General features: G+C 66.8%; 20 protein-coding genes. 7 read left to right on the forward strand and 13 right to left on the reverse strand.

The window, feature by feature from the left end; genetic code table 11:
• Window positions 1–60: 60 nt before the first annotated feature.
• From ACIQXM_RS00515 to ACIQXM_RS00540, 6 genes are all read right to left on the reverse strand, one after another.
• Window positions 61–555 (reverse strand): MaoC family dehydratase, encoded by a 495-nt coding sequence (locus tag ACIQXM_RS00515; protein ID WP_400927672.1) that lies wholly within the window; start codon window positions 553–555, stop codon window positions 61–63.
• Between the two features lie 31 nt (window positions 556–586).
• Window positions 587–1,228 (reverse strand): 3-oxoacid CoA-transferase subunit B, encoded by a 642-nt coding sequence (locus ACIQXM_RS00520; RefSeq protein WP_400926040.1) that lies wholly within the window; start codon window positions 1,226–1,228, stop codon window positions 587–589.
• 1 nt (window position 1,229) lies between these two features.
• Window positions 1,230–2,003, reverse strand: a complete 774-nt coding sequence (locus ACIQXM_RS00525) for a CoA transferase subunit A (protein WP_400926043.1) — start codon at window positions 2,001–2,003, stop codon at window positions 1,230–1,232.
• 82 nt (window positions 2,004–2,085) lie between these two features.
• Window positions 2,086–3,261 (reverse strand): acyl-CoA dehydrogenase family protein, encoded by a 1,176-nt coding sequence (locus tag ACIQXM_RS00530; RefSeq protein WP_400926046.1) that lies wholly within the window; start codon window positions 3,259–3,261, stop codon window positions 2,086–2,088.
• Window positions 3,248–5,368, reverse strand: a complete 2,121-nt coding sequence (locus ACIQXM_RS00535; protein WP_400926049.1) for an acetyl/propionyl/methylcrotonyl-CoA carboxylase subunit alpha — start codon at window positions 5,366–5,368, stop codon at window positions 3,248–3,250. The genes ACIQXM_RS00530 and ACIQXM_RS00535 overlap by 14 nt, the downstream gene beginning before the upstream one ends.
• 7 nt (window positions 5,369–5,375) lie before the next feature.
• Window positions 5,376–6,980 carry a carboxyl transferase domain-containing protein gene (locus ACIQXM_RS00540; protein WP_400926052.1) on the reverse strand — a complete coding sequence of 535 codons (1,605 nt, stop codon included), beginning with the start codon at window positions 6,978–6,980 and terminating at the stop codon, window positions 5,376–5,378.
• Between the two features lie 159 nt (window positions 6,981–7,139).
• On the opposite strand from ACIQXM_RS00540, the gene ACIQXM_RS00545 reads away from it, so the two are divergent.
• Together ACIQXM_RS00545 and ACIQXM_RS00550 are read left to right on the forward strand one after the other, a co-directional pair.
• Window positions 7,140–7,829: a TetR/AcrR family transcriptional regulator gene (locus tag ACIQXM_RS00545; RefSeq protein ID WP_400926055.1), complete on the forward strand. Its 690-nt coding sequence runs from the start codon at window positions 7,140–7,142 to the stop codon at window positions 7,827–7,829.
• Window positions 7,830–7,866: 37 nt separating this feature from the next.
• Window positions 7,867–8,334: a GNAT family N-acetyltransferase gene (locus tag ACIQXM_RS00550; protein ID WP_400926058.1), complete on the forward strand. Its 468-nt coding sequence runs from the start codon at window positions 7,867–7,869 to the stop codon at window positions 8,332–8,334.
• A 248-nt stretch (window positions 8,335–8,582) separates the two neighbouring features.
• Here ACIQXM_RS00550 and ACIQXM_RS00555 read toward each other — a convergent pair whose 3' ends face one another.
• Genes ACIQXM_RS00555 through pdhA form a run of 3 tightly spaced genes read right to left on the reverse strand, consistent with a single transcriptional unit; the run spans window position 8,583 to window position 12,240 of the window.
• The gene (locus ACIQXM_RS00555; protein WP_400926060.1) at window positions 8,583–10,025 is read right to left on the reverse strand and encodes a dihydrolipoamide acetyltransferase family protein; all 1,443 of its coding nucleotides are present in this window, start codon (window positions 10,023–10,025) and stop codon (window positions 8,583–8,585) included.
• Window positions 10,022–11,065, reverse strand: a complete 1,044-nt coding sequence (locus ACIQXM_RS00560; RefSeq protein ID WP_400926061.1) for an alpha-ketoacid dehydrogenase subunit beta — start codon at window positions 11,063–11,065, stop codon at window positions 10,022–10,024. Before ACIQXM_RS00560 ends, ACIQXM_RS00555 begins: the two co-directional genes overlap by 4 nt.
• Window positions 11,062–12,240: a pyruvate dehydrogenase (acetyl-transferring) E1 component subunit alpha gene (gene pdhA / locus ACIQXM_RS00565; RefSeq protein WP_400926064.1), complete on the reverse strand. Its 1,179-nt coding sequence runs from the start codon at window positions 12,238–12,240 to the stop codon at window positions 11,062–11,064. Before pdhA ends, ACIQXM_RS00560 begins: the two co-directional genes overlap by 4 nt.
• 166 nt (window positions 12,241–12,406) lie before the next feature.
• On the opposite strand from pdhA, the gene ACIQXM_RS00570 reads away from it, so the two are divergent.
• Window positions 12,407–12,877 carry an Lrp/AsnC family transcriptional regulator gene (locus ACIQXM_RS00570; protein WP_400927675.1) on the forward strand — a complete coding sequence of 157 codons (471 nt, stop codon included), beginning with the start codon at window positions 12,407–12,409 and terminating at the stop codon, window positions 12,875–12,877.
• 103 nt (window positions 12,878–12,980) lie between these two features.
• Here the strand turns inward: ACIQXM_RS00570 and ACIQXM_RS00575 are convergent, their stop codons facing one another.
• Together ACIQXM_RS00575 and ACIQXM_RS00580 are read right to left on the reverse strand one after the other, a co-directional pair.
• Entirely contained in the window at window positions 12,981–14,537 is a 1,557-nt protein-coding gene (locus ACIQXM_RS00575; RefSeq protein WP_400927678.1) for a cation acetate symporter, read from the reverse strand.
• Between the two features lie 83 nt (window positions 14,538–14,620).
• Window positions 14,621–14,992 (reverse strand): DUF485 domain-containing protein, encoded by a 372-nt coding sequence (locus tag ACIQXM_RS00580; RefSeq protein WP_400926067.1) that lies wholly within the window; start codon window positions 14,990–14,992, stop codon window positions 14,621–14,623.
• Window positions 14,993–15,241: 249 nt separating this feature from the next.
• Between ACIQXM_RS00580 and ACIQXM_RS00585 the strand changes: the two genes are divergently transcribed.
• From ACIQXM_RS00585 to ACIQXM_RS00600, 4 genes are read left to right on the forward strand one after another with little or no spacing between them, the layout of a single operon-like run.
• Window positions 15,242–16,447: a sensor histidine kinase gene (locus ACIQXM_RS00585; protein WP_400926070.1), complete on the forward strand. Its 1,206-nt coding sequence runs from the start codon at window positions 15,242–15,244 to the stop codon at window positions 16,445–16,447.
• 19 nt (window positions 16,448–16,466) lie between these two features.
• Complete coding sequence (locus ACIQXM_RS00590) at window positions 16,467–17,219, forward strand: LytR/AlgR family response regulator transcription factor (RefSeq protein WP_400927680.1); 753 nt, start codon at window positions 16,467–16,469, stop codon at window positions 17,217–17,219.
• Window positions 17,216–17,608: a hypothetical protein gene (locus tag ACIQXM_RS00595; RefSeq protein WP_400926073.1), complete on the forward strand. Its 393-nt coding sequence runs from the start codon at window positions 17,216–17,218 to the stop codon at window positions 17,606–17,608. The genes ACIQXM_RS00590 and ACIQXM_RS00595 overlap by 4 nt, the downstream gene beginning before the upstream one ends.
• A gap of 18 nt (window positions 17,609–17,626) precedes the next feature.
• Entirely contained in the window at window positions 17,627–19,093 is a 1,467-nt protein-coding gene (locus ACIQXM_RS00600; protein WP_400926076.1) for a cation acetate symporter, read from the forward strand.
• Between the two features lie 12 nt (window positions 19,094–19,105).
• Here the strand turns inward: ACIQXM_RS00600 and ACIQXM_RS00605 are convergent, their stop codons facing one another.
• Complete coding sequence (locus ACIQXM_RS00605; RefSeq protein WP_400926079.1) at window positions 19,106–19,684, reverse strand: DivIVA domain-containing protein; 579 nt, start codon at window positions 19,682–19,684, stop codon at window positions 19,106–19,108.
• A 90-nt stretch (window positions 19,685–19,774) separates the two neighbouring features.
• Window positions 19,775–20,692: a phosphatidate cytidylyltransferase gene (locus tag ACIQXM_RS00610; protein ID WP_400926082.1), complete on the reverse strand. Its 918-nt coding sequence runs from the start codon at window positions 20,690–20,692 to the stop codon at window positions 19,775–19,777.
• Window positions 20,693–20,755 lie beyond the last annotated feature (63 nt).

Here is a 20,755-nt window from a genome sequence, read left to right on the forward strand (position 1 = left end):
GGAATGTGGTCACGCGGGGTCTCCTTTAATGTGGAACATGTTCAGTGTGGAACGCTGCCTTCAACTTATCTCAGCCTCTGTTCCGGCAGCCTGCGTCCACACCAGTGCGGTCCGGGTGCACCGTCCCACAATGTTCCCCGCCTGGTTCCGTCCCGTGTGCGTCAGCGTGACGATTCCCTGCCCCGGCCGGGAGCCGGAGAGCCGTTTGTCCACCACTTCGGTTTCCGTATACAGGGTGTCCCCGTGGAAGAGCGGATGCGGGAAACTGATGTCTCCCAGCCCCAGCTGCGCCACCAGCGTGCCCTGGGTCAGCTGCCCCACGGATTGGCCCACCATCGTGGCCAGGGTCAGCATGGAGTTCACCAGCCGCTGCCCGAACGGCTGGTCCGCGCTGTAGGCCGCATCCAGGTGCAGGCCCTGGGTGTTCATGGTCAGGGTGGTGAACAGGACATTGTCCGCCTCCGTCAGGGTGCGTCCCGGCCGGTGCCGGTAAACGACTCCCGGCTCGAACTCCTCAAACCACAGGCCGCGCTGCTCCACCACCCGGGGGGCCATGGCAAGTTCTTCGGTGCCGGCGTCCGGTGCCTCATACGTCAAGGGTTACCTCCAGTGGTGCGCCGGTGGCGGCGAGGACTTCATCCACGCTGACGCCCGGAGCGGTTTCACGCAGGATCAGTCCCTCCGGACCCACCTCGATCACGGCGAGGTCGGTAACAATCAAATCCACGCAGGCCCGGCCGGTGAGCGGCAGGGAGCATTCGGTGACGATCTTCGGCTGCCCGCTGCGGTCCGTGTGGTCCATCATGACGATGAGCCGTTTGGCCCCGAACACCAGGTCCATGGCTCCGCCCATTCCCTTGACCATCTTGCCCGGAATCATCCAGTTGGCCAGGTCGCCGTTGGCTGCCACTTCCATGGCTCCCAGCACGGCAACGTCCACATGCCCGCCCCGGACCATGCCAAAGGAGGCCGCTGAGTCAAAGAACGAGGCACCGGAGTTCACCGTCACGGTTTCCTTGCCGGCGTTGATCAGGTCCGCATCCAGGTCTGCTTCCAGCGGATAGGGCCCGACGCCGAGTACCCCGTTTTCGGAGTGCAGCACCACTTCCACACCGTCGGGAATGTAGTTGGGGATGAGCGTGGGCATGCCGATTCCCAGATTGACGTACTGGCCGTTCTCCAGTTCCCGGGCCACCCGGGCGGCAAGTTCATGACGTGTCAGGGCCATGTCAGGCCTCCTTCGGTGTATCGGACGGCTGCCGGACCGTGCGTTTTTCGATCCGTTTCTCCCCGGCGCCCACTTCCACCACACGCTGGACGTAGATTCCGGGGACGTGGATCTGCGCCGGATCCAACTCGCCCGGTTCCACCAGTTCCTCCACTTCGGCAATGGTGGTTTGTCCGGCCATGGCGCAGAGCGGATTGAAGTTCATGGCCGTGGCGCGGAAAACCAGGTTGCCGTGCCGGTCTCCCTTCCAGGCATGCACCAGCGCGAAGTCGGGGGTCAGTGCTTCCTCCAACACAAACGGGGCGTCGTTGAAGGTGCGCACCTCCTTGGGCTCGGAAGCCTGCAGGACCCCGCCGTCGCCGTCGTACTTCTGTGGCAGCCCGCCCTCGCTGACCTGGGTGCCCACTCCGGCGCTGGTGTAAAACGCGGGAATGCCCGCCCCGCCGGCCCGCAGCTTTTCAGCCAGGGTGCCCTGCGGTGTCAGGATGACTTCCAGCTCGCCGGCCAGGAACTGCCTCGCGAACTCCTTGTTTTCACCCACATAGGAACTGACGGTGCGGCGGATGCGGTGATCGGCCAGCAGCCGGCCGAGCCCCCAGTCGTCCACGCCGCAGTTGTTGCTGACCGTCTCCAGGTCCGCGGCACCCTGGTCATGCAGGGCATCGATCAGTGCGACGGGAATGCCGCAGAGCCCAAAGCCGCCCACTGCCAGCGAAGCGCCGTCGGCGATGTCCGCGACCGCCTCCGCCGCTGTGCCTACCACCTTGTCAATCATGACTGTGTCCGTTCGTTAATCGTCCTTGACCAACCTGCCGGCGGCCTGGGCCGCCGGTTCTCACCGGGGTGTTCCGCTTATCCTAGAGCCCCAGCTCGCGGGCAATGAGCATCAGCTGGACCTCCGTGGTTCCCTCGCCCACTTCAAGGATTTTGGAGTCGCGGTAGTGCCGTGCCACACGGTACTCATTGATGAAGCCGTAGCCGCCAAAAATCTGGGTGGCGTCGCGGGCGTTGTCCATGGCTGCTTCACCGGCCACCAGCTTGGCCATGGCGGCCTGGGTCTTGAACGGCTTGCCGGCCAGCATCCGCGCTGCCGCGTCATAGTAGGCCAGGCGGGCGGTGTGGGCACGGGTCTGCATGCGGGCGATCCGGAAGGAAATAGCCTGGTTGGTGCCGATTGGGGCACCGAATTGTTCCCGCTCCTTGGCGTAGCGCAGAGCTTCCTCCACGCAGCCCTGCGCCGCTCCGGTGGCCAGCGCCGCAATGGCGATGCGTCCTTCATCCAGAATCTGCAGGAAGTTGGCATAGCCGCGGCCTTCGGCGCCCAGCAGGTTGGCCTCCGGGACACGGACATTGTCCAGGGTCAGCGGATGCGTGTCCGAGGCGTTCCAGCCCACCTTGTTGTACGCCTTCTCCGCGGTGAACCCCGGGGTTTCGGCGGGCACCAAGATGGTGGAGATCTGCTTCTTGACCCTGGTTCCGCCCTGCCCGTCGGGCACCTCGGAGGTGCCGGTGACCGCGGTGACGGTGACCAGTCGGGTGATGTCGGTGCCGGAGTTGGTGATGAACTGCTTGGTTCCGTTGATCACCCACTGCCCGTTCTCGCGGTAGGCCTTGGTGCGGGTGCCGCCGGCGTCGGAGCCGGCCTCGGACTCGGTCAGTCCGAAGCCCGCGAGCGCCTCGCCGGAGGCCAGCATCGGCAGCCACTGCTGCTTCTGCTCCTCGGTGCCGAACTTGTAGATGGGCATGGCGCCCAGGGACACGCCGGCTTCGAGCGTGATGGCCACCGACTGGTCCACCCGGGCCAGCTGCTCCAGCGCCAGCGCCAGGGCAAAGTAGTCTCCGCCCATTCCGCCGAACTCTTCCGGGAACGGCAGCCCGAACAGGCCCATCTCGCCCATCTGCGCCACCACCTTGTACGGGAAGCTGTGCTCCTCGTCATGCTGGGCGGACACCGGTGCCACCACGTTGTCCGCGAAGTCGCGCACCATGTCCACCAGGTCCTGGTGGTCCTCGCTCAGTTCAAAGTCCGGCATGTCCTACTCCTTCAAGCGATTCGGTTGTTCCGGCGGCAGGCTCCGCTGCCGGACGTGGTTGGGGTGCTGCGGGTGCTTCGGTGACCGGATCCGGCGTCACCACGGCCAGCACCTGGTCCGCCTTCACCAGGTCACCGGGGCGCAGGTTCAGGGAGACAATGCCGTCCGCCGGAGCAACAAGCTGGTGCTCCATCTTCATGGCCTCCACGCTCAGCAGCGGCGCTCCGGCGGTGACCCGGTCGCCGTCGGCCACGGCCACGGCCACCACGGTGCCGGGCATCGGCGAGCGCAGCACCGGATCGGCGGCTCCCTCCGCCCGCCCGGCAGCGGCGCGCTCGGCGGCGAGCAGCTCGGTGCGGGTCCGCAGCCGCAGGGGTGCGGCGTAACCGGCACCTGCGGTCCACAGAGTGGGCGCGGCGCTTCCCTCCCCCGGCACTGAAGCCAAAGTGAGCGGATGCACGACGCCGTCCAGCGTCACCAGGGCGCGGTTTCCCTCGCGCAGCAGCGAGGCCTGCCGCTCGGGCCCGTCGTTGACGGTGACGGCGGCGCCGGAGACGGTGCCGCGGAGGACGACGACGTCGTCCGGCAGCTGGGGATCGGTGGCGGCGAACACGAGCGTCAGCGGCGCCCGCGCCCCCAGCCGCCAACCGTCCGCCCGGCCCCAGGGGGACGGTCCCGCCGCCAGGTCCGCAGCTGTTGCCAGGGCAGCGGCCGCCAGTTCCGGCTCCCCGGGGCGGCGGAAAGCCAGGTCCGGCAGCCTGCGTTCAATCAGCGTGGTGTCCAAGCGTCCGGCGCGCACCTCGGGATCGTTGATCAGCAGGCGCAGGTATTCAATGTTGGTGCCGATGCCCAGGATGACGGTGTCCGCCAGCGCCGCGTCCAGGCGGCTCAGCGCGGTGTCCCGGTCAGGACCCCAGGCGATGATTTTCGCCAGCATCGGATCATAGCTGGAGGAGACCGGCAGCCCCGGGAACAGGGAGGAGTCCACCCGGATGCCTTCCCCCGCCGGCTCCTGCACGAAATGCACGGTTCCGGTGGTGGGCAGGAAGCCGGAGGCAGGGTTTTCCGCATACACGCGGGCTTCAACGGCGTGTCCGGTCAGGCGGACATCGCCCTGGTCCAGCTGCAGCTTTTCGCCGGCGGCAATGCGTACCTGTTCCTCCACCAGGTCCAGGCCGGTGACCATTTCGGTGACCGGATGCTCCACCTGCAGTCGCGTGTTCATCTCCATGAAGAAGAATTCCCCCGGGGCGGCGTCGGAGACCAGGAACTCCACGGTCCCGGCGCCGGTGTAGTCCACGGAGCGTGCAGCATCGCACGCGGCCTGGCCGATCCGTTCCCGGGTCGCCTCGTCCAGCAGCACGGACGGGGCTTCCTCGATGACTTTCTGGTGCCGGCGCTGCAGGGAGCACTCCCGCTCCCCCAGGTGAATGACGTTGCCGTGGGTGTCCGCCAGGACCTGGACCTCAATGTGCCGGGGCACTGCAATGAGCCGCTCCAGGAAAAGGGTGTCATCGCCGAAGGCGGACGCCGCCACCCGGCGTGCGGTGGGCAGGATCTCCGGCAGCTGGTCCGCGCGTTCCACCACGTGCATGCCCTTGCCGCCGCCGCCGGCGGAGGGCTTGATCAGCAGCGGATACCCCACCTCCGCCGCGGCAGCAATGAGCTGCTCATTGCTGAGCCCGGGTTCGGCGATGCCGGGAACCACGGGTACCCCGTGCGAGGAGACATGGTTCTTGGACCGGATTTTGTCCCCCATCAGGTCCAGGGCGCGTACTCCGGGGCCGATGAACACAATTCCGGCACCTTCCAGTGCCCGGGCGAAATCGGCGTTTTCGCTGAGGAAGCCGTAGCCGGGGTGGACGGCTTGGGCGCCGACGCTCCGGCAGGCAGCCAGGACGGCGTCCACATTGAGGTAGCTTTCCCGGGGTGCGGCCGGCCCCAGCCGCACCGCAACGTCGGCTTCGCGCACGTGCCGGGCGCCGGCGTCGTCGTCGCTGTAAACGGCGGCGGAACGGATACCCAGCCGCCGCAGCGTGGCAATGATGCGGCACGCGATCTCGCCGCGGTTGGCCACCAGGACGGTGTCAAAGAGCTTCTCGGTCATTTCTGCCTCACATCCGGAACAGGCCGAAGGAGGTCTCCGGCAGCGGGGCGTTGGCGCACACGTCCAGGGCCAGGCCCAGGACGGTGCGGGTGTCCGCCGGGTCGATGACGCCGTCGTCCCACAGCCGCGCCGTGGAGTAGTACGGGCTGCCCTGGGTTTCATAGGTCTCGCGGATGGGTGCCTTGAATGCTTCTTCGTCCTCCGCGGCCCACTCCTCGCCGCGGGCTTCAAGCTGGTCGCGCTTGACGGTGGCCAGGACGGAGGAAGCCTGGGCGCCGCCCATCACCGAAATCCGGGCCGCCGGCCACATCCAGAGGAAGCGCGGGCTGTACGCCCGGCCGCACATGGAATAGTTCCCGGCACCGAAGGAGCCACCCACAATAACCGTGAGCTTGGGAACCCGGCAGGTGGCGACGGCGGTGACCATCTTGGCGCCGTTCTTGGCGATGCCGCCGGCCTCGTAGTCACGGCCCACCATGAATCCGGAAATGTTCTGCAGGAAGATCAGCGGAATGCCGCGCTGGTCGCACAGTTCAATGAAGTGCGCGCCCTTGAGCGCTGATTCGGAGAACAGGACGCCGTTGTTGGCCACGATGCCCACGCGGTGGCCGTGGAGCCTGGCGAATCCGGTGACCAGGGTGGCGCCGTATTCCTTCTTGAATTCGGAGAATTCGCTGCCGTCCACCAGGCGGGCAATGAGCTCCCGGACGTCGTAGGGGGTTTGGAGGTCCGCGGGCACGGCCCCGTAGATTTCGGCTTCGGAGTGCGACGGCGGCCGGGTCGGCAGAATCTCCCAGGCCGGGGAATGCACGGGCAGGGTTTCCACGATGGTGCGCACAATCTCCAGGGCGTGGGCATCGTTGTCCGCCAGGTGGTCGGTGACGCCGCTGATGCGCGAGTGCAGGTCGCCGCCGCCAAGTTCTTCGGCCGTGACAATCTCGCCGATGGCAGCTTTCACCAGCGGCGGTCCGCCCAGGAAGATGGTCCCCTGGTTGCGCACGATGACGGTTTCATCGCTCATGGCCGGCACGTAGGCGCCGCCGGCGGTGCAGGAGCCCAGCACGGCGGAGATCTGCGGGATCTTCCGTGCGGACATCTGGGCCTGGTTGTAGAAGATCCGGCCAAAGTGGTCCCGGTCCGGAAAAACATCATCCTGTTTGGGCAGGAATGCCCCGCCGGAATCCACCAGGTAAATGCACGGCAGGCGGTTTTCCAGCGCAATTTCCTGGGCGCGCAGGTGCTTCTTTACGGTCATGGGATAGTAGGTGCCGCCCTTGACGGTGGCGTCGTTGGACAGCACCATCACCTGCCGGCCCTGCACCAGGCCGATGCCGGCGATCAGGCCGGCGCCGGGGCACTCGTCGTCGTACATCCCGTCCGCGGCCAGCGGGGAAATCTCCAGGAACGGGCTGCCCGGGTCCAGCAGCCGGTCCACGCGTTCGCGCGGCAGCAGCTTTCCGCGGGCCGTGTGGCGTTCCCGGGAACGCTCCGGTCCGCCCAGCGCGGCCTGCTCCAGCCGCTTGCGCAGGTCCTGCACCAGCTCAGCCTGCGCAACGGCATTGCGGGCGTACTCGGGTGAGGCGGGGTCGAGCCGGGTTGCAAGGGTCTCCATTGACGTCTCTCTGCTCAGGGCGGACAGCTGCCCGGCGCATGTGCCGGAAGCTCCAGCACCGGTTAATGACGGCTAACTCAAATCAGGTTATTGGTTATTAACCCAGCTGTCCACCACAATGGAAATAGTTCCTCAACCGACTCTGCCGGAAAGGCGGGCATGGACGCAGTTCCAGAAGAAACGCTTCCCGCGGCTCCGGCGCCGGTGAACGGGCCGAACCGGCCGAAACGGGAAACGCCCGCATCAACCGTCAGCCCCGGCGGCCCCACCGGGCGCAGCCTGGCCAAGGCATCCCGCCGGGCGGCCATACTCGACGCCGCCGCGGCACTCTTCGCCGAACGCGGCTACAACGGTGTTTCCATTGAAGAGCTCGGGGCAGCCGCCGGCGTCAGCGGCCCTGCCGTCTACCGCCACTTCAGCGGCAAGCCCGGGGTCCTGACTGCCCTGCTGGTTGGCGTGAGCGAGGACCTGCTCCGCGGCGGAAAAGCCGTAGCCGCCGCGTCTTCCACCCCCGAGGAATCGCTGCGCAGGCTGGTGGAATTCCAGGTGGACTTCGCCCTGCGGCAGGCGAACGTGATCCGGGTCCAGGACCGGGATTTGAACAGCCTGCCGGCGCCGGACAAACGCACCGTACGGCAGCTCCAGCGCCAGTACGTGGAAGTATGGGTTGATGCCCTCTCCGTTCTGCATCCCGGCTCGCCCCCGCCCCTGCTGCGGGACCGCGCCCAGGCAGTCTTCGGGTTGATCAACTCGACCTCGCATACGCTGAATACAAGAATGTTGGCCCGGGACACGGCGCGGCTGCGGTCGCTGCTCGAAACCATGGCATGGGCCGCCCTGAATGCCTAGTACCCTGAACCAAACCCCCCGAGCAGAAAGACCTGCTGTGATTGAGCTTCGTGCCGTAGTTCCCGCCGACCTGGATGACTTCTTTTCCCATCAGCTGGATCCAAGCGCCAACCATATGGTTGGCTTTGCCGCCAAAAACCCCTCTGACCGCGGTGTCTTCGATCACCATTGGCAGAACATCCTCAACGATCCCACCGTCACCGTCCGCACCATTGTGGCCGACGGTGACGTGGTGGGCGGCATCATGGCCTACCGTGAAGGCGGAATTCCGGAGATCAGTTACTGGATCGACACCGAGCGTTGGGGCCAGGGCATCACCACGGCCGCTGTTGGCCAGTTCCTGCAGGAGTTCGACGAGCGCCCCATCCGTGCGCGGGCCGTCGCGGACAACGCCGGTTCCATCGCCATCCTGGAGAAGTACGGCTTCAAGGTGGTGGGCGAGGCGAAGGGCTTCGCCAACGCCCGCGGCGCCGTCGTGCGGGAACTTGAACTTGAATTGAACTAGTTCGGTCCGATTCGGTCCAGCCCCTCCGCCGAGTGTCGAGATACGGTCGCTTATCCGAATCCAGTGTCGAGACGATGCCGTCTGGTGACGGGTATAGCGGCATCACTGCGTCATTCGACGGCGGTGATGGGCACCAACCCGACGCCGCACCTCAAACACTGCACCTCGAACGTGAGCTGAACTGGTCCGGCACGCACAGAACCCGCCGTCCCGAAGATGGGGCGGCGGGTTCTGTGCATTGGTGACTGTTACATCAGGGTCAGGGCCATGGCGGGATCCGCCAGCACTGCCCCCACGTCGTTGAGGAAACGCGCACCCTGCTCGCCGTCGACCAGCCGGTGGTCGAAGGACAGGCTGAGGGTCATGACCGAACGCACCGCGAGCGCGCCTTCATGAACCCACGGCTGTTCCCGCACCGCGCCCAGCGCCAGGATCCCGGCCTCTCCCGGATTGAGGATGGGCGTTCCGGCATCGATTCCGAACACGCCCACGTTGGAGATCGAGAAGGTTCCGCCGGACAGGTCCGCCGGGGTGGTCTTGCCGGCCCGGGCGGTCTGCGCCAGATTGCCCACAGCCTCAGCCAGGGCACGCAGGCCCAGGGACTGCGCGTCCTTCACATTGGGAACCATGAGGCCGCGCGGTGTGGCTGCGGCAATGCCGAGGTTCACGTAGCGGTACTGCACAATCTCCCGTGCGGCCTCGTCCCACCGCGAATTCAGCGTCGGATGCCGTCCCAGCGCCAGGCAGACTGCCTTGGCGGCCAGCGTCAGCGGCGTCAGCTTCACGCCGTCGTACGCCTTTTGGCCGCGGAGGCGCGCCAGCAGTGCCATGGAGTCCGTGACGTCCACGGTCAGGAAAACGGTCACGTGCGGTGCCGTAAAGGCACTGGCAACCATTGCCGCGGCGGTGTGCTTGCGCATTCCGGCGACCGGAATCCGCTCCTCACGCATCCCCGGGGAAACCGCGGAGGACGGCAGCGGCGAGGACGCCGCGCCGGCCTCCGGCACCTGCTGCACAGCTGCCTGCATGCTGTGCGCCTGGCTCTCGGCGGCCCGGGAAACATCGGAACGGACGATCAGTCCGTCCGGCCCTGTTCCGTCCAGGTGTGCCAGATCCACCCCGAGGTCGCGGGCGAGCTTGCGCACCGGCGGAGATGAGCGGGGCCGCTCCCGCCGCGGCGCGGCGGCTTCCTGCGGCAGCACCGGGTCGACGGGCGGGACCGGAACCGCGGAGACGGGCGGAGCTGCGGCGGGGGGCGGAGCTGCGGCTGGGGCAGCAGGTTCCGCTGTGGGGGCGGCAGCCTGGGGCGGCACCCCGGTCAGCCAGCGGCGCCGCGCGGGACGGCCGGACTTCTCGGGAACAGCACCGTAGCCCACAAGGTTGGGGGTGCGCTTGAGCTGCTCCGAACCGGACAGATCCGCCGGTGCCACGCCTTCGGCCAGCCCTCCCCCTCCCCCGATGTCAAAGGACACAATGGGAGCGCCGACCTCCACCACGGATCCGGCCTGCTCATGCAGCAGTGCCACGGTTCCTTCGTAGGGGGACGGCAGCTCCACCACGGCCTTGGCGGTTTCCACTTCGGCAATGACCTGGTTCAGGGTGACCTTGTCCCCTACTGCCACATGCCAGCTGACAATCTCGGACTCGGTCAGCCCCTCGCCCAGGTCCGGCAGGCGGAATTCCTTGATCACAGACCGGCCCCTTCCAGGATGGCGCGTGCTTCGCCGGCGGCATCCCGGGCACTGAGCGAGTTGGGGCGGCGCAGGGCCCGGTCCACGCCGTCGAGGATCCGGTCCAGATCAGGGAGGTGGTGGTGCTCGAGCTTGGAGGACGGGTACGGAACGTCAAAGCCGGTGACCCGAACCGGCGCATGCTCGAGGAAATCGAAGCAGCGCTCGGTGATGCTGGCGGAGATTTCAGCCCCCATGCCGCCGGACTTTCCGGCCTCATGGGTGATGACAAGCCGGCCCGTTTTACGGACGGAGGCTTCCACCGTGGCGAAATCCACCGGCGAGAGGGACCGCAGGTCAATGACTTCCACGGAAACACCCTCGTCCGAGGCGGCCACAGCCGCGTCGACGGCGGTCATCACCAGTGGACCGTAGGTCACCAGGGTCACGTCGGTGCCTTCGGTGACCACCCGGGCGGAGCCCAGCGGCAGCGCACCGTTGAGGTCCTCATTGACTTCGCCCTTGACGTGGTAGCGGCGCTTGGGCTCAAAGAACAGCACCGGGTCGTTGCTGCTGATGGACTGCTGGATCATCGTGTACGCGTCCTGCGGGTTGGACACGCTGACCACCCGCAGCCCGGAGGTATGGGTGAAATATGCTTCCGGAGACTCCGAGTGGTGCTCAGGTGAACCGATGCCGCCGCCGAAGGGCACGCGGATGGTCAGCGGCATGTTGACGGCACCGCGGGTGCGGTAGTGCATCTTGGCCACCTGGCACACAATCTGGTCAAAGGCCGGGTAGATGAACCCGTCAAACTGGATTTCCACCACCGGACGGTAGCCGCGGAAGGCCAACCCGACGGCGGTGCCCATGATTCCGGATTCGGCCAGCGGGGTGTCAATGACGCGGTGTCCACCGAAATCCTTCTTCAGCCCGTCGGTGATGCGGAAGACGCCGCCGAGGGTGCCGATGTCCTCACCCATCAGGACGACCTTGGGGTCGGCGTCCATGGCGGCGCGGAGTCCGGCATTGATGGCACGGCCAAAAGTCATGCTGCTCATGCGCGCTCTCCCTTCGTGTGGGCCGCAGCCTGGTCAGTGCCGCCGTCGTCCTCCGTGCCGTACACGGCGAGGTAGCGGGCGTATTCCTCCTGCTGGTTCTCCAGCCAGGAGTTGGGTTCGGCGTAGACGTGCGCAAAGAGTTCCATTGCCGCGGGTGGTTCCATGCCGATGCAGGCCTGGCGCAGCTCAGCTGCCACGGCGTTCGCGCGGGCAGCCACCGATTCCTCAAACTCGCCGGTGAACAGGCCTTCGGACCGGAGCAGGGCTTCCACCCGGCTGATCGGATCCTTGGCCCGCCATTCCTCCAGCTCTGCGGCGTCGCGGTACCGGGTGGGATCATCCGCGGTGGTGTGCGGACCCATCCGGTAGGTCACGGCTTCGATGAAGCTGGGTCCTCCGCCGCTGCGTGCCCGTTCCAGTGCCTCGCGGGTGACCGCCATGACGGCGAGGACGTCGTTTCCGTCTACGCGGACGGAGGGGATGCCGAAGCCCGGGGCGCGGTTGGCGATGGGCACCTGCGCCTGCAGGCCCACCGGCTCCGAGATGGCCCACTGGTTGTTGGAGCAGAAGAAGATCACGGGCGCATGGAAGCTGGCCGCGAAGACCATCGCCTCATTCACGTCGCCCTGGCTGGTGGCACCGTCGCCGAAGTAGGTGATCACGGCGTCGTCCGTTCCGTCGGCAACCACGCCCATGCCGTAGCCGGCCGCGTGCAGCGCCTGGGCACCGATGATGACCTGGGTGGCGGCCATGTTGACGGTGAACGGATCCCAGCCGGCGGCGGCGTTGCCCCGCCACATCCGCATCAGGGACTCCGGGTCCACGCCGCGGCACCAGGCAACGCCGTTTTCACGGTAGCTGCCGAACACGAAGTCGCTGGCACGCAGGGTGCGGGCGGAACCGATCTGGGCGGCTTCCTGGCCCAGGAGCGGCGGCCAGAGGCCCAGCTCGCCCTGGCGCTGCAGTGCGGTGGCTTCGGTGTCGATCCGGCGGATAACCACCATATCTTCGTAGAGGGCCCGCAGCTGGTTAGCGTCAACATCGGAGACCCAGTGGTCATAGTCGGAGGATGCCCGGGAACCGTCGGGACGGATCAGCTGGACGTAGGGGACGGCAGCGGAGGCGCCGTCATGAGAAATTCGAACAGGAGTATGCAGAGACACGTCGGTACGCATCCTTCCGTGTTGGGCCCCAGGGGTGGCGGGACCGAACCGATGCCCGGGCGACGTTGCCCGGATAACTGTGACACTACTCACACTCATCAGGCAGCACAACCGTTTCCGGATTCGCTGCGCATTATGCTCTACGGGTCGCCTTTCGGCCGTGCTAATCTTTCGCACTATGCGCCTGGACAGCACCGACACCCGCTTGCTTCTTGCCATGGCCAGGGACCCGCGGCGCACGGTCGTAGCCCTGGCCACGGCCCTGGGGATCTCCCGCAACACGGTCCAGGCCCGGCTGGCGCAGCTGGAAAAGAAGGCAGTATTCCTCTCCTTCGAACGCAGGATCAGCCCGGCGGCGCTGGGTTACCCGCTGATGGCTTTTGTCCACGTGCACGTGCAGCAGCAACAGCTGGCCGCCATCACCGCACAGCTGGCCGGCATCCCGGAAGTGGTGGAGGCCCACGGCCTGACCGGTGACGCGGACATCCTCCTGCGCGTGGTCGCCGAAGACGCCGAGGACCTGTTTCGCATCAACAAGGCCATTCTCGCGGTGCCCGGTGTCGAGCGCTGCGATACCAACCTGGCCATGGGCGAGCTCATTCCGTTCCGGGTCACTCCCCTGCTTGAACGCGGCGACGCCGAAGACTGACTCACCGGACGCCGCCCCGCCGGATCAAGCCCCGCCAACGCAGACACCCGGCCCCCTGCCGAAGCAGGGAACCGGGTGTTGGTCCGGGACGATGCGCGGAAGGCTAGTGGTCCACAGCCTTTTCCGCGCCGACGCCGGTCAGGGACCGGACTTCCATTTCCGCCTGCTTCTGCGGGGACTCGTCGTCCTTGCCCAGGACGGTGCCGAGCCAGCCCAGCAGGAAGGCCAGCGGGATGGACACCAGGCCCGGGTTGTTCAGCGGGAAGACCGAGATATCGATCCCCGAGATCATGGATGTCTCGGCCCCGGAGAACACCGGCGAGAGGATGATCAGCAGAATCGCCGAGATCAGGCCTCCGTACATGCTCCAGATGGCGCCCTGGGTGTTGAAGCGGCGCCAGTACAGCGAGTACAGGATGGTGGGCAGGTTGGCACTGGCGGCAACCGCGAAGGCCAGGGCCACCAGGAAGGCCACGTTCTGGCCCTGTGCGCCTATGCCGCCGAGGATGGAGATCACGCCGATCACCAGCACCGTGCGCCGGGCAACCTTGACCTCGCCGTCGGCGTCCACCTTGCCCTTGCGGATCACGTTCGCGTAGATGTCGTGCGCAAAGGATGCCGCGGCAGTGATGGTCAGCCCCGCCACCACCGCCAGGATGGTTGCGAACGCCACTGCGGAGATCAGGCCCAGCAGCACCGGCCCGCCCAGGGCGAAGGCCAGCAGCGGAGCGGCCGAGTTCACGCCGCCGGGGGCGCTCTTGATGGTTTCCGCGGGGATCAGCGCGGCGGCGCCGTAGCCCAGCACCAGGGTGAAGAGGTAGAAGATGCCGATCAGCCAGATGGCCCAAACCACGGAGCGGCGTGCTTCCTTGGCCGTGGGCACCGTGTAGAAGCGCATCAGCACGTGCGGCAGGGCCGCGGTGCCCAGCACCAGTGCCATGCCCAGGGAGACGAAGTCCAGGCGGGTGGTTCCGGTCTTGCCGTAGGCCAGGCCGGGGTTGAGGATATTCGGGTTGCCGGAGGTTTCCACCGCCGCGCCGAGCAGTTCGGAGAGGTTGAATCCGTTCTGGGCCAGGACCCAGACGGTCATCACTCCGGCACCCGCAATGAGGAGGCAGGCCTTGATGATCTGCACCCAGGTGGTGCCCTTCATCCCGCCGATCAGTACGTAAATGATCATCAGTGCGCCCACCACGGTGATCACCAGGGACTGGCCGACCTTCGAGTCGATGCCCATCAGCAGGGACACGAGTCCGCCGGCTCCGGCCATCTGGGCCAGCAGGTAGAAGAAGCACACCGCCAGGGTGGTGATGGCGGCGGCGATCCGGACGGGCCGCTGCTTCAGGCGGAAGGACAGCACATCGGCCATGGTGAACTTGCCCGTGTTGCGCAGCATTTCAGCCACCAGCAGCAGTGCCACCAGCCAGGCCACGAGGAAGCCGATGGAGTACAGGAAGCCGTCATATCCGTTGATGGCGATGGCACCCACGATCCCCAGGAACGATGCCGCCGAGAGGTAGTCACCGGCGATGGCCGTTCCGTTCTGCGGTCCGGTAAAGGACCGGCCGGCGGCGTAGTAATCAGCCGCGGTCTTGTTGTTGCGGCTGGCCCGCAGCACAACGATCAGCGTCACGGCCACGAAGAGGCCGAAGATGAGCATGTTCAGCCAACCGGTTTCCCGGACGGCATCGGCGGAAACGGGCGTATCCGCCGCGGCAACACGCGCCGCAATGTTCAGGGGATTCATTTGGCCTCCTCCGGACGCCGGACGCCCTTGGCTTCAAGTTTTTCGCGCAGGTCCGCGGCAATGGGATCCATCCGGCGGTTGGCGTAGCTGACGTACCCCATGGTGATGGCGAAGGTGGTGACAAACTGCAGCAGCCCCAGGATCAGGCCAACGTTGATGTTCCCCCAGACCGGAGTGGACATGAACTCGTGGGCGTAGTCGGCCAGCAGGACGTACGCAAAGTACCAGAGCAGGAAAAGTACGGCCATCGGGAAAATGAAGCTGCGCTGCCGCTTGCGCAGCTCCTGCAGCTCGGGGGATTTTTGGACCTGCGTGAAATCGACCGCCGCTGCATGGGCGCCCGATCGCGGGACTTGTTTTCTTGCCATCGCTCCTCCTTGAGTTGGGCACATCGGCCGCGGGTTCTCCCGAACCGGCAGGGGTCAGCGGCGGGTCCGGGCATTCTGCACAATAGTGATCTCCATCACTGTCCCCTGCCAGGGACCGCCGAACCAGTTTCACCGCACGTGCTTCGATGAGCGGTCATTCCCCTGCGGTAAACGGTCCCGCCCCGCGCGCCGGGCCGGCCTCCGCAGTGTCGGAACGCGTGCGGCCCCCGCGGCGGCTAGGGTGGGGGCATGTTCAGCCCCGCCGTCGATGTTGCCGTGGTGTGCGCCGTCGCGCTCCTGACCGTGGCGATCATCGGTTTCCTGGGCCACCGGCTCAGCAGGTCCCAGCGGGACCTCGGCTCGGATTCGGAGCGCGCCGCCTACGCCGCGCTGCATACGGCCACCCTCGCGTCCCGGCACCTGCGCACCGGGCTGACCGCTTCGGGTGCGGGCAAGGCGTCCCGCCACCTGCGCGCACTGCTGGGCTGCGACACCCTGGTGCTGGCGGACGCGGCAGCCGTCCTGGCGTGGGAGGGTTCGCTGCCGGACACGGCAGCGTCCCGTGCCAGGCTGCTGGCGGCGGCCCGCACGGTCCTGGACAGCGGCCGGACCCGGGTTTTCCGCGGCGCCTCGCTGCGCTCCCTGGGGTTCGACGACGACGGCGGCCGGCACCTGCTGGTATGCCCGCTGCAGGTGAACCGCAAAACGGTGGGGACGCTCGCCGTCTTTGTGCCCTCCGTCAGCGCAGGCTTGGTGCGTGCCGTCAACGACGTTGCCGGCTGGGTGTCCGGCCAGATGGAACTGGCCGAGCTCGACACGTCGCGGACGCTGTTGATGGAGGCTGAGGTCCGTGCACTTCGTGCCCAGATCAGCCCGCACTTCATCTACAACTCGCTCAACGCGATCGCCTCCTACATCACCACGGATCCGGTCCGGGCCCGCGAGCTGGTGGTGGAATTCGCCGATTTCACCCGCTATTCCTTCCGCCGCAGCGGCAACTTCACCACCGTGGCCGAGGAGTTGGAAGCTATCAACCGCTATCTGCTGCTGGAACGGGCACGCTTTGGGGACCGCCTCAAGATCAGCCTGCAGATCGGCCCGGAAGTCCTGGGGACCGTCATCCCGTTCCTGTCCCTGCAGCCGCTGGTGGAAAACTCGGTGCGTCACGGACTGGAAGCGGACGACGGCGAGGGCCACATCACGATCACCGCCGCGGACGCGGGTTCTTCCGCGGTGATCACCATCGAGGACAACGGAGTGGGGATGGATCCCGATTACCTCCGGTCGGTTTTGGCCGGACACGCCGACGGCGACCACGTGGGCCTAAGGAACGTGGATGTCCGGCTGCGCCAGGTCTACGGCGAGGATCATGGCCTGGTCATTGACACCGCTCCGGGAGCCGGAACCCTCATCACCATGCGCATACCCAAGTCGCAGCCGGGCCACCGGGCCTGAGTCTTGTAGCGTGTTGCACATGTCCGTTCCCGGAAAGCCCGTTCCCCGTCACCTGAGCGTGGTGGTGGCCGATGACGAGCTGCCCGCCGTCAATGAGCTGGCGTTCCTGCTCGGCCGGGATGCCCGGATCGGGGAGATCCACCGGGCCTCCAGCGGGGCGCAGGCACTGGCCCTGGTGCGCGACCACCCGGTGGATGCCGTTTTCCTGGACATCCATATGCCGGGGATGTCCGGCCTCGAGCTTGCCGGGGCGCTGGGCAGCGGAGACCGTCCCCCGGTCCTGGTGTTCGTGACCGCGGACGAGGAGCAGGCGCTGGCGGCATTCGACCTTGCCGCCGTGGACTACCTGCTCAAACCGGTCCGGCCGGAGCGCCTTGCTGAATCCGTGCGGCGGATCTGCGACCAGGCGGCAGAAGCGGCCACCGGGGATGACGACGTCGTCACTGTGGTCCAGGGCGGCACCACGCGCATCATCCGCCGCGAGGACATCCGCTACGTGCAGGCACAGGGCGACTATGCCCGCCTGCACACGCAGGAGGCGTCCTACCTGATCCGTGTTCCGCTGGCCGAGCTGGAAGAGCAGTGGGCCGAAGCGGGTTTTGTGCGCATCCACCGGTCCTATCTGGTGTCCCGGGCCCACATCCGTCAGGTGCGGATGGTGGGCGGACGGGCCAGCATCAGCGTCGGTGCGGCGGAACTGCCGGTCAGCAGGCGTCACCTGCCCCGGGTCCGGAGCACCCTTTCAGCCAGCCGGGTCCGGTCCCGGACATGAGCAGCGATGCTCCCGCGGGGGCCGGGCAGCCTCGGCGCGTGCGGGTTACCGCCCCGCGCAGCGTCCCCGTACCGTCCGCCCCTTACACCGTGTCGCGGGAACTTGATGAACAGACCGAAGTGGGTGAACTGTTCATCGGGTCGCTGATCCGTTCCCAGCTGCGGCTGGCCCTGGTGGTTGCCGGCGGTTTCCTGCTGATTCTGCTGGGCGTGCCGGTGCTCCTGGCCTTCCTGCCGGTGATGGCCGATCTGACGCTGTTGAGCATTCCGGTGCCCTGGTTCCTGCTGGGTGCCGGGGTGTATCCGCTGGTGATCGTGTGCGGGGCGCTGTATATCCGCAGCGCTGCCCGCAATGAACAGCGGTTCCTGGATCTGGTGGATGATGCCTGAGCAGACCGGGGTGCACGGGTGAATCCGGCCGCCGGCTTCGCGGCCCTTGCCGCGGTCAGTGCGGCCACCCTGCTGATCGGTGTGTACGGGCTGCGTATCTCCAGGACCACCGGGGACTTCTATGTGGCGTCCCGGACAGTCCGGCCCTGGTGGAACGCGTCGGCCATCGGCGGAGAATATCTGTCTGCGGCAAGCTTCCTGGGCGTGGCCGGGCTGATTCTGGTGTCCGGAGTGGATGCCCTCTGGTTTCCGATCGGTTACACGGCCGGCTACCTGATGCTCCTCTTGTTCGTGGCTGCTCCCCTGCGCCGCTCCGGGGCGTACACCATTCCGGATTTTGCCCAGTCGCGGCTGGAGTCGCTGCCGGCCCGCCGGGTCACGAGCCTCCTGGTCATCGCCGTCGGCTGGCTGTACATAGTGCCGCAGCTGCACGGCGCCGCGCTGACCATCCGCACCACCACCGGGCTTCCGGGCTGGACCGGTGCCGTCGCGGTGGTGGTGATTGTCTGCCTCAGCGTCATGACCGGCGGCATGCGTTCCATCACCTTTGTGCAGGCATTCCAGTACTGGCTGAAGCTGGCAGCCATCGCCGTGCCTGTGCTGTTTGTCCTCTTCCGGATCTCCGATGCAGGGCTGCCCTGGAGCAGCGGCGGATCAGCGCTTGCCGCAGCCCTGGATCCCCAGGCCCACGCTTCCCTGTACCGGAACATTTCGCTGACCATTGCGCTGCTGTTCGGCACCCTGGGCCTGCCGCATGTCCTCGTGCGCTTCTACACGAACCCGGACGGGGCCTCAGCCAGGCGGACCACTTTGATTGTCCTCGGCCTGCTCTCCCTGTTTTACATTTTTCCCATCATCTACGGGGTGCTGGGACGCATTTACACACCGGAGCTGGCGGCGGGAGGCGCGGATACCACCGTATTGCTGCTGCCGGGGCGGGTGTTCGACGGCGCTGCGGGAGACCTGCTTTCGGCGCTCGTGACGGCCGGCGCTTTTGCCGCGTTCCTGTCCACCACTTGCGGCCTGGTGGTGTCCCTGGCAGGCGTGCTGAGCCAGGAACTCTTCCGCGGCAGTGTCCGGGGGTTCCGGTTCTGTGCCGTGCTGGCCGCCGTCGTGCCGCTGGGGCTGGCGCTGCTGACCAGCTCGCAGGCCCTGGCCGGGAGCGTGGGCATGGTGTTTGCCTTTACGGCGTCCACTCTGTGCCCGCTACTGCTGCTGGGAATCTGGTGGCGCGGGCTGACTTCTCCGGGCGCGGTGGCCGGGATGGTGACCGGTGCCGTGCTGTGCGGCGGCTCGATGGTGGCCGGCGGCGCACTGGCGGCGGCCGGACAGCCGATTCCCGTGTGGCTGGAACAACCCGCCGCGTGGACAGTTCCGGCTGCGTTTGCGGTCACTGTTGGGCTTTCCCTGCTGCGGCCCGGCCTCGCTCCGGCGGGAGCCGCCAAGACCCTGGCCCGGCTGCACACGCCCGAACGGCGGCGCTGAGGAGGACCGGCCTCAGTCGACCGAAGCCATCACTTCCACAACACGGTCCAGGAACGCGTCCACCTGTGTTTCCTCATACCCCTGCTGGCCCTTGGCCTCCCGGAAGACGGCCCGGCGAACCGCGTCCACGCTCAGCGGCTGGTCATTCTCAAAATAGCCAAGCAGCTCGGTGCAGAGCGCATCAACATCATCAACGTTGTAGCTGGGCACGTTACGCTTGCCGGGACGGCGGAACCGCTCCCCGGGCTTGCGGTTTAGCCGGCCGCGGAGAACCGCGGAGATTCGCCCGATCTGGAGCAACCATGATTCCTCGCCCTTGGCCCGGACCAGCTGGTCCCGCTCACGCTGGGCGAATTCATCTTCAAGCCGGTCCAGGGCCGCGTCCACGGCCTGGGGCTCGTAGCCGCCCCTGGCCGGATCGAACGCTACGGACCGGACGTCCCGGCTGGAAATGATCTCGGCATGCACGCCGCCCGCGTCGTAGCCGCTCCGGGCCCGGGTCAGGAAGTCATCAACCTGCCGCGTGTTGTACCCGTACTCCCTGCGCCCTACGCGCGCAAAAGGAGCATCGGCCTGCCGAGCTTCATCCATGTTCTGCTGTTCCTCCGAGGTCATGCCGCTTGCCGGGACTGATGAAAAACCTGTGGTCATCTTACTTACGTTGGTGCCCGGCGGGTCCGGCTAGGCGCCGGGGACCAGCAGAACCGAGATCATGAAGACCATGGGAGAGGCAAAGACTATCGAGTCCAGCCTGTCCATGATGCCTCCGTGGCCGGGCAGCAGGTTGGACATGTCCTTGACGCCAAGCTCGCGCTTGATCATGGATTCGGAGAAGTCTCCGGCAGTCGCTGCGGAGACCGTGGCAACAGCCAGGACAAGGCCAAACCACCACGGCTGGTCCAGGAACACCAGGGCCGCAACAATGCCAACAATCGTGGCTCCGGCCGCAGAACCCGCAAATCCCTCCCAGGATTTCTTGGGGCTGATCTTGGGTGCCATCGGGTGTTTGCCGAAGAGTGCGCCCACCAGGTAACCGAAGGTGTCATTTGAAACCACCAGAAGCAGCAGGACGGCCACTCGGACCTGGCCGCCCGGCTCCCCCAGCAGGAGCATTGCAAAGCTGAGCAGGAAGGGCACCCACAGCACCACGAAGATTCCGGCCATGATGCTGCGTACGGCGTCCTCCGCCGAGTCGATGGTTCTCCATAGGAGGACGGCCACCACCGTGGCCACCAGCGCGAAAGCCAGCGACTCGCTGCCGCCGAAATACGCGGCAAGCGGCAGTGCCGCGGTTCCCGCCAGCACCGGCACCATCGGCACCTTGATGCCACGGACCGCCAGTGCGCGGCTGACTTCCCAGACGCCGACGCCGGCAAACACCGTGGCAATGGCCACGATCGCGAACGGGAAGAACAGCAGTCCTGCCAGGAGTGCACCCAGCAGGATGACCCCGACGGCGATCGCGGCCGGCAGGTTGCGGCCTGCCTTGGAGGGTTTGGCCGGAGGCTTCGGCGGTTTCGCGGATGCCCCCGGCACCGCGGTTGCCCGCTTGGAGGCCTTCGCCCGTTTGGGAGATCCGGTTCCGTCGGTAGCACTCATGTCCGTGGCCTTTGCTGCCGGGTCAGTCTCAAGGGACGCACCGCCAGCCCTGTTTGGAGGCTG

It is taken from the genome of Arthrobacter sp. NPDC097144 (genome assembly GCF_044762205.1).
Lineage (GTDB): Bacteria > Actinomycetota > Actinomycetes > Actinomycetales > Micrococcaceae > Arthrobacter_B.